The 7,625-nt window shown below is 58.3% G+C and carries 4 protein-coding genes; all 4 read left to right on the top strand.

Going from position 1 to position 7,625, the window contains the following annotated elements; all coding sequences use genetic code 11:
- Positions 1-92 precede the first annotated feature (92 nt).
- The 4 genes from ACSHSS_RS29235 (at position 93) to ACSHSS_RS29220 (ending at position 7,229) form a co-directional block, all read left to right on the top strand.
- Positions 93-2,876 carry a type VI secretion system Vgr family protein gene (locus ACSHSS_RS29235; protein WP_445545900.1) on the top strand — a complete coding sequence of 928 codons (2,784 nt, stop codon included), beginning with the start codon at positions 93-95 and terminating at the stop codon, positions 2,874-2,876.
- A 19-nt stretch (positions 2,877-2,895) separates the two neighbouring features.
- Entirely contained in the window at positions 2,896-5,214 is a 2,319-nt protein-coding gene (locus ACSHSS_RS29230) for a DUF3274 domain-containing protein (RefSeq protein WP_445545899.1), read from the top strand.
- Positions 5,211-6,905 (top strand): type VI lipase adapter Tla3 domain-containing protein, encoded by a 1,695-nt coding sequence (locus ACSHSS_RS29225; protein WP_217261745.1) that lies wholly within the window; start codon positions 5,211-5,213, stop codon positions 6,903-6,905. The genes ACSHSS_RS29230 and ACSHSS_RS29225 overlap by 4 nt, the downstream gene beginning before the upstream one ends.
- 63 nt (positions 6,906-6,968) lie before the next feature.
- Positions 6,969-7,229, top strand: a complete 261-nt coding sequence (locus ACSHSS_RS29220; RefSeq protein WP_081073307.1) for a PAAR domain-containing protein — start codon at positions 6,969-6,971, stop codon at positions 7,227-7,229.
- Positions 7,230-7,625 lie beyond the last annotated feature (396 nt).

Raw genomic sequence — 7,625 nt, 5'->3', positions numbered from 1 at the left:
CTCGGCTACGTCTGCGATGACCGCCGAGCCGAATAAATCAGCGTTTCCCTACTAGATCCAATAGGTACCTGAGAAAAATAGAGAGGGCCGCTGTGTCATTAAATGAAACAATACGCAGTTTCGCGGCGGGGGCCGTCGATTGGAATAACCGACCAGTCGCGCTGAATTTCGGTCGGCTGCAAAGTACCTTGGGGCCGCTCCTGGCCCTCCAGCACGCGAGCATTAGCGAAGCGCTGATGACTGGCATCCATGGCCACTTGACCTGTGTGTCGACACGTCACGATCTGTCGCCTCGGCTGTTCCTCGGGGTGCCGGTCTCTCTGCGGCTCGTCACCGATCGCGGCCAGCTTCGCTTCATCAACGCGATCGTAAAGGACGTGCAGATCGGCCAGAGCGACGGCGAGCTGTGCGTATACCAACTCACGGTGTGCGACGCGCTGTCGCTAATGGACAAGCGCATCAATTCCCGGGTGTTTCGCAAGACGAGTGTCGTCGACGTGCTGGCGGTCCTGTTGACCGAATGGCGGCGTCGCAGCCCGGCGCTCGCGGCGGCGTTTGGGTTCGACCTGTCTGGCCTCGATCGGAGCCGCTATCCGGCGCGCGAGCTGACCCGGCAGGTCAATGAGTCCGACGCGAAATTCGTGCGCCGGCTGTTGCGCCGCGAGGGTATCAACGTATTTGCGAAAACCGGTCCCGCGAAGCCGACGCGCAATATTCATGACGAGACGCCCGTCCATACGCTGGTCTTCTGCGACAACCCGCTGCAATTGCCTGAGTCCCCGGCGGGTACGGTGCGTCTGCATCCGCGCGACGCCGCGACCGAGCAGCGCGACACCATTACGCTGTTTGCGCTGCACCAGCAATTGATTTCAGGGCAGGCGAGGCGGCCATCGTGGGACTACAAGCAGGGCCGTATCCACGATTCGGCAGCGACCGGGAGTATTGACCAAGGCGAAGCCGGCAACGACCTTGCGAACTTGCTGACCGACGTGGCGATTGACATTCCGCATGTCGGCGATTCCTGGGACGATCACGACCGCATTACGCGCGACCGGATGCTCGCGCATCAATTCGACGCCGAGCGCTACGACGGCGTGAGCAGTGTGCGGGATATGCCGGTCGGTCACTGGTTTACGCTTGCCGGCGATGTCGATCTCGACATGCAGCCGGCCGAGAAACGGCAGTTCGTGATCACATCCGTTCATCACGAGGTTTGGAACAATCTGCCGAAGGGCTTGACGGAGCGAGCTCACGCGTTATTCGCCGCGAGCCGCAACTTGACGCTGGCCGCACCCGCATTGCCAGCGGCGTTTCACGCAGAGTCAGACACCCGCTACGAGAACGCGTTCACTTGCGTGCGGCGCGGGGTTCCGCTTACACCCGCGTACGATCCGAAGATCGACCTGCCGCCTGTCCATCTGCTCACGGGCGTGATTGTGACGCGCGACGATGAGGAAGTCGTGTGCGACGAACTCGGCCGGGTCTACGTACAGATACCGGGGCTCGATTCGGGCGATCACTCGCATGCGCAGGGCGCAGGCACCAACGGCAATGTCGGCGACAGTGCCCCGATTCGAGTCGCGTCCAGCTTGGCCGGGGCGGGCTTCGGCGTATCGTTCCTGCCGCGCGCCGGCATGGAGGTCTTGCTGGGCTGTATCGCTGGCGATCCTGACCGTTTGGTGATCCTGTGTGTGCTCGGAAACGGAGTGAACACGCCTGCGACGTTCAGTCATACAGGCGCGCTGCCGGGCAACCGTTTCGTGTCCGGAATCAAGACGCAAGAAATTAAGGGCCGGAAATATAACCAGCTCCGGCTCGACGATACGCCGCAGCAAATAAGTGCCCAACTCGCGAGTGAGCACGCGCATTCGCAGTTGAATTTGGGTTACCTGACCCAGCCGCGCAACAACGGCGCCGGGCAGGATCGCGGCGAAGGCGCGGAACTGCGCACGGATGCGGCCGCGGCGCTGCGGGCCGCGCAGGGCATTTTGCTCACGACCTATGCGCGCTCGCAGGCGAGCGGCGGGCAACTCGATCGCGACGAACTGCTGCAGTTGCTCGGCGAGTGCACTGAACTCTTCAAGTCGCTCGGCGACTACGCAGGGCAGCATGGCGGGCAGGCTGCGGATGCGGCAGGGCAGACAGCCATCGCGCAGGCGTTCAAGGGCTGGACGGCGGGCAGCGGTGCATCGGAATCGGGTAGTGCCGCAGGCGGTTCGCAGGCGTTGATGGCGTTCGGTGCGCAGGCCGGTTCAGTAAATGTGACGCCGAAGACACACGTGACGTACGCGGGCGAGAACATTGATCAGGTCGCGCAGCAGCATCTTCAGTTGATGAGCGGTCAGCGTTTTAATGCGACTGCCGGACAGGGAATGCAGTTATTCGCGCGCGGCACCGGTGTGCAAGCCGTGGCGGGTGAGGGGCCGATGTTGCTGCAGGCGCAGGCCGATACCCTAACGGCGAATGCTCAGAAGGGCGTCAAGATCGCGACGAATGAGAACGAGGTGCTTGTCACCGCACCGACGATCCGGTTCGTTGCCGAAGACGGTAGCTATATCAAGATCGGCGGTGGCGTGACGCTCGGCACGAACGGCGACATCAAGTTGCTGTCGGCGTCGCACCAGTGGGGCGGGCCGTCGACGGAACAGGCTTCGAAAACATCCTTCACTAATCAGCCGACCGACCAGCAGTTCCGTTTGCACTTTCCTGGGCATACGCCGGGAACGCCGGCGCTGGCGGCTAACCAGCAGTATCGCATCGCGCTCAACGACGGTCGGATCATCGAAGGGAAGTCGGATGCCAGTGGGCTGACGGATCTGGTGAAGGACGACGTGATGCGCATCGCCAAAATCGATATCTTGAAGCCGTCGCTCTGAAACGACAGGGGAGAATTCTGTGGTCGAGACCAACAACGACTATCGTGTGCATGCGCAGGGCGCTGGCGTCACGATTTCGGATCGACCCGATGCCCGCAACGTGCAGCTGCCGGGTGATCTGCCGGGCATCGTGATCTTTATTCACGGGGTGAACGATCCGGGTGCCGTGTATTCCGTTGTCGAACAGGGCTTGTGTCAAGGGCTCAACGAGCGCTTGTCGCGGGCTGATTTGAAGGCAGGGAGTTACGGGAGTGCATATCGGGCCGCGGCAAAGAAGCCCAAGAATGATAGATCGATAAACGATACCCGAATTCTGAAAGATCCTGATATGTACTTATATCGGCGCGCCGAAATTCCCGATACCACGAAGAGTTTTTTTATCCCGTTCTATTGGGGGTTGCGTGTCGACAACCGGGACATCGCCAAGTTGAATAACCCCGGCATCATCGAAAGCCGTGTGGCAGATGATCGCGGCAATCTCATGACGCGCGGCCAGTATCAGGATGTCAACGGTAATCGGCTCGATGCGCACTTTGCCAAGGCCGGCGGATTCTTTGCCAACGCAACCAATAACATCCCGCAGATGTACGGTAGAGGTTTCGAGCCGGACTGGAAAACGCGTCGTGTGATGCACAACGCATTGGGTGGAAACAGCGTGTATGCAGGAAAAGCGCCCGACCGTCGCTATTTCGTACTGGCGGCAACGCGACTGGCGAATCTCATCAAGACGATTCGTACCATCCAGCCAAAAGCTCTAGCTCTGGCACACGGCATAGACCCACAGCACGAAACCATTACGGTGATGGGTCACAGTCAGGGAACTATCATTACTCTACTGGCACAAGCGATACTGAAACAGGAGGGGCAGCGTTGTGTCGACTGTATCATCATGGTGGATACGCCCTACAGTCTCTATGCAACTGAAGACGATGGTAACCAGACAGGCCACGGGAAGCTCAAAACCCTGATCGATATCGTGAATGTGGTTACGAGCGAACCACATACCGTTCCGGATCTGGCCGACCTGCTGATCACTGCGGAGCGGTCGGCTGGCCGTACGGGCGCGAACTGGAGCAAGACCTGCGGAAAGCGGCTGGACAGGACCGGCAAGAACTGGATTACATTCGACGAGCGCGACAATCGCGGCAAAGTGTATCTGTACTTTTGCCCTGAAGATACCGTGGTTGGCCTCAAGAAAGTGCACGGAATCGGGACGTTTGGTGTACCCGACGAAGTGCCCGCTGACGGAGCTGCCGCCAAGCATGGCAAGACCATGCCTGCCATGACGGCCCTTGCGTCCAAGCGCTTCTTTCAGCGGATGTGGACGCGGCTGGAGCGAGATCACAATTTCGATGGTAAATACAAGAAGGTTTTGGTTGGAACCGCTCCGGCGAGGGTACCCGTACGCGAGCAGTTCCAGCGATTGTCACCCGGACCCGATACGGACGTGATCAAGAATATCGCGCTTCAATCGTCATTTAAGCGCAACGATATTCGATTCATCAATGGCGAAGAACTCAAGCCGCCATGCGAGCCCGATCTGTATGGAGGCGAAATCAAAAAGGGCGGGCAGCGTCCCGGTCATGCAGACGTGGCAGGGATGATGACGCCTGACGACGTGACGAAAAACGTGGCGTTGGGCAATCAATATGCGTCGTTCAAATGGATCGACGTCGATACGACACGTAATCCGTTCACCAGCACTGAGTCTTATAAAGCAGCCTTCAATCAGGGCAAAGCAATCGACGACCAATCGCAGAACTGGCGGGTGGTCCCGAACACATCTGCGACCTCGATCATCAAGAACGTATTGCTCCCGATCGTTCCGCCCCAGTATCTTATTCAACGAGAGCAAACCCCGAATGAGGCTCGTCTGTATATGCAGCAGGAACCGGACGCTCGAGAACCCAATAATTACCATTCGGGCGTGCTGCATAGCACCGAGAATCATCGGTGGGTGACCGCGATGGATGTCGCGATTGGTCAGGCCGTGACGCTCGATGACCCGGTTTGGCGTGAATTGCTGATCCTGATGGCAGACTGGAAGATGGACCGCGCTGCGGTTAACAAGATCAAAGGCAATGCAAATTTCGGTCGGCTCCCGCCGAAGACGCAAGAATTCATTCTCGCCTGTTCCAATTATTATCTCTCCGGCACCTTCCCGGACGAGTACGTATCGGCGACCATGCCACCACTGGTAACCAGTGAGTTGACGCCATCGGCCGCCGCTGCGCAGGAACAGGCTCAGGCGGAGTACTACAAGCAGGAGGCGCAGAAGGCCCAGATGATGTACGGGAATAAGACGCTCGGGGAAATATTCCAGGGGATGCCGCGATGATCGCGAGACCGCGAATTTGGCCGTACGCTACTGCGTTCGTGGTGGTGGCGATTACGTGGGTCATCCTGGTGATGGCGCGACACTACAGTTATTGGCAAATGACCGGGCAGGAGATGCCGTATATGGGAAGTAGTATTCGAAATGGCGTGCTGGTGGCCTTGGCGACGGTTGCTTTAGCGTATGGCGTGAGCGTTGCATGGCTGCATCGGTCCCCGGTGCAGGCTACCGTTGCGTCAGATCGTCAGATGCCGGGCAATCAAGGAAGTGAGGCAGCTGTAGCACATGGCTTCAACGGCTCGCCCAAAATGCTGTCGCAGACCGGGCAGAAATACGTGCTCGAGGTGCGCGGATTGGGCGTTGTGACGGGATGGGAAACCAACGCGGAAATATGGAAAAAAATTGAGGACAAAAACGATAACCATATGACATATATGTCGCAGAATCCGGAAGATTATCCGGCGAGCGACGACGAAAGAATGACCAATTTTGGTGTTGTTATCGGCACGAGCTTCGAACTTGCTGCTCGTCACGCCGTGGAATACTGGCCGGTACCAGTGATCATTTGGGGGCCGCCCAAAGACAAGAAAAATGATGGCAGAGCTGCTGCGGAGATTGCTGACCTTCGTCAGAAGGCAAGTCTCGGTGTCACATTATTCTTGTGGCAGGAAGATGCCAACACTGCTGACGGTGCGGGGATGATCGAGAAGCTGTTCGCATTTTTCGACGCTCATCCGGATGTTCCGGCGACGTTGGTAGTCAGTCAAGACGGATCGATGTTGCGCTCCCTTCTTGTTGCGCCGGGTAGCGGTCGTCCGTCACTCGCGGGACACATCATCCCCGAGCTTCCGGATAGTATGGGTGCCATCCTCGTTTCCCGTTCCGACCGAGTCGACAAACTCATTCGCCCGTACGCCGTCGAACAGACACCGCGGATCAACCGGAACAATACGGAATACGACATTATCAAGCTGTGGAATTTCTTCTGGGAGCGGAACGACGATCGAGGTCCGGACAGTTTCACTGCTCACTTCATCGAACAGGAAAAGCAGGTCGGCGTCCAGTATCCAGGAGCAATTGGCGTCATGTCGTCAACGTGGTGGCAGGCGCAACTACCTGAGTTCTGGAAAACCATCGACAACAAAGGGCCGGGTCGGTTCACGCCGACGCCGTACATTCCAGTGCGCTGGACGACGTGGCAGGTCAAGCAATTTGATGATGCGCCCTTGCTCGGCTATCTCCATCGTCCGGTAGACGTAAAGCTGACCGACGATCACGGGCAACCGCTCAAGGCTGCGGCTCAGGCAGCAGCGCTGAAAGCGGGTTGGGAGCAGGCCGTCGCAACGTTGCCAGACGGGAAGCAGCCGAAACGCGTGTTTTACGATACGACTGGCGATCGGCTGTGGGCGGTCCCGCTGAATCAGGCGCTCGCGCAAGTAGGCGGGACGACCCCGAGCCTGAGCGACGTCAAGGATGGTTACGATATCGGTGCTCGCATTGGTAACACTGGTGTGAGTTCGCCCCTTGTGCAAATCGGCTTGGGGCTGATTGCAGGCTATCAGGATGGTGGGGCGAGTGCGACCGTGAACCGACGCCCCAATGGTACAGCGAGCATCGTCATGGTTAGCCCGCCGGACGCGACGAGTAAAGCGGCATGGGCTCAGAAGAACAACGGGGCGAATCCGTTTCAGTAGTCGCGACGTGACCGGATGTAGTGGTGGCGGCGTTCGATCTTGAATAACTTTGGAGGAGAGCCAATGCGGGGCGTGATTCGAGTAGGCGACTCGACAGACCGAGGCTGTCAGGTCAAGACTGGTAGCGAGCTGTCCGTAGTGATGGGGCGTTCAGTTGCTCGGGTCGGCGATCGCTGTACTTGTCAGGCGGGGCTCGGCGAATGCGAAATTCTTGAAGGTGATGAGCGCGTTCAGATTGACGGACGAGCAGTTACCTTCGACGGCCACAGGACGTCATGTGGGGCCGTGCTGATTTCTTCGATACCGACATCCGGTCGGACTTAGACAACTGCTGGCCAGTTCGCAATTTGCTTCTCTCTGCCCGACGTCGGCGACATGCATGACGAACACGCTATAACAATGCGCGGAGCGCGTTGAATAGCCGCGTCGCGCTCAACTCACTGTTGCGTTCGTATCGGTCGATCTCGGATCAAACGGCAGCGCAGATTCTGGCGCAGGTTTTTGCAGAGAGCCTCGACAGATGAAGCGCAGACACTTGCTACCACATCGGTGTGTAATTGGCGATGGCGCCGGGGATAGCGCGGTCATAGGTCAGCTGAAAATGGCTTTGGCTGCTGAATTTGGAGATATCCGGAATTTCGTGTGTGAGGCGGGTTGAGATTCAGATTCCAAGGGGGTGTCAGGATTTCCGTGTTCAAGGCGGGTTGAGTAATTACACGG

The organism is Burkholderia sp. BC1, assembly GCF_052683555.1.
The sequence above is the reverse complement of the archived record's forward strand: the minus strand, read 5'-3'. Positions and strand labels throughout refer to the sequence as shown.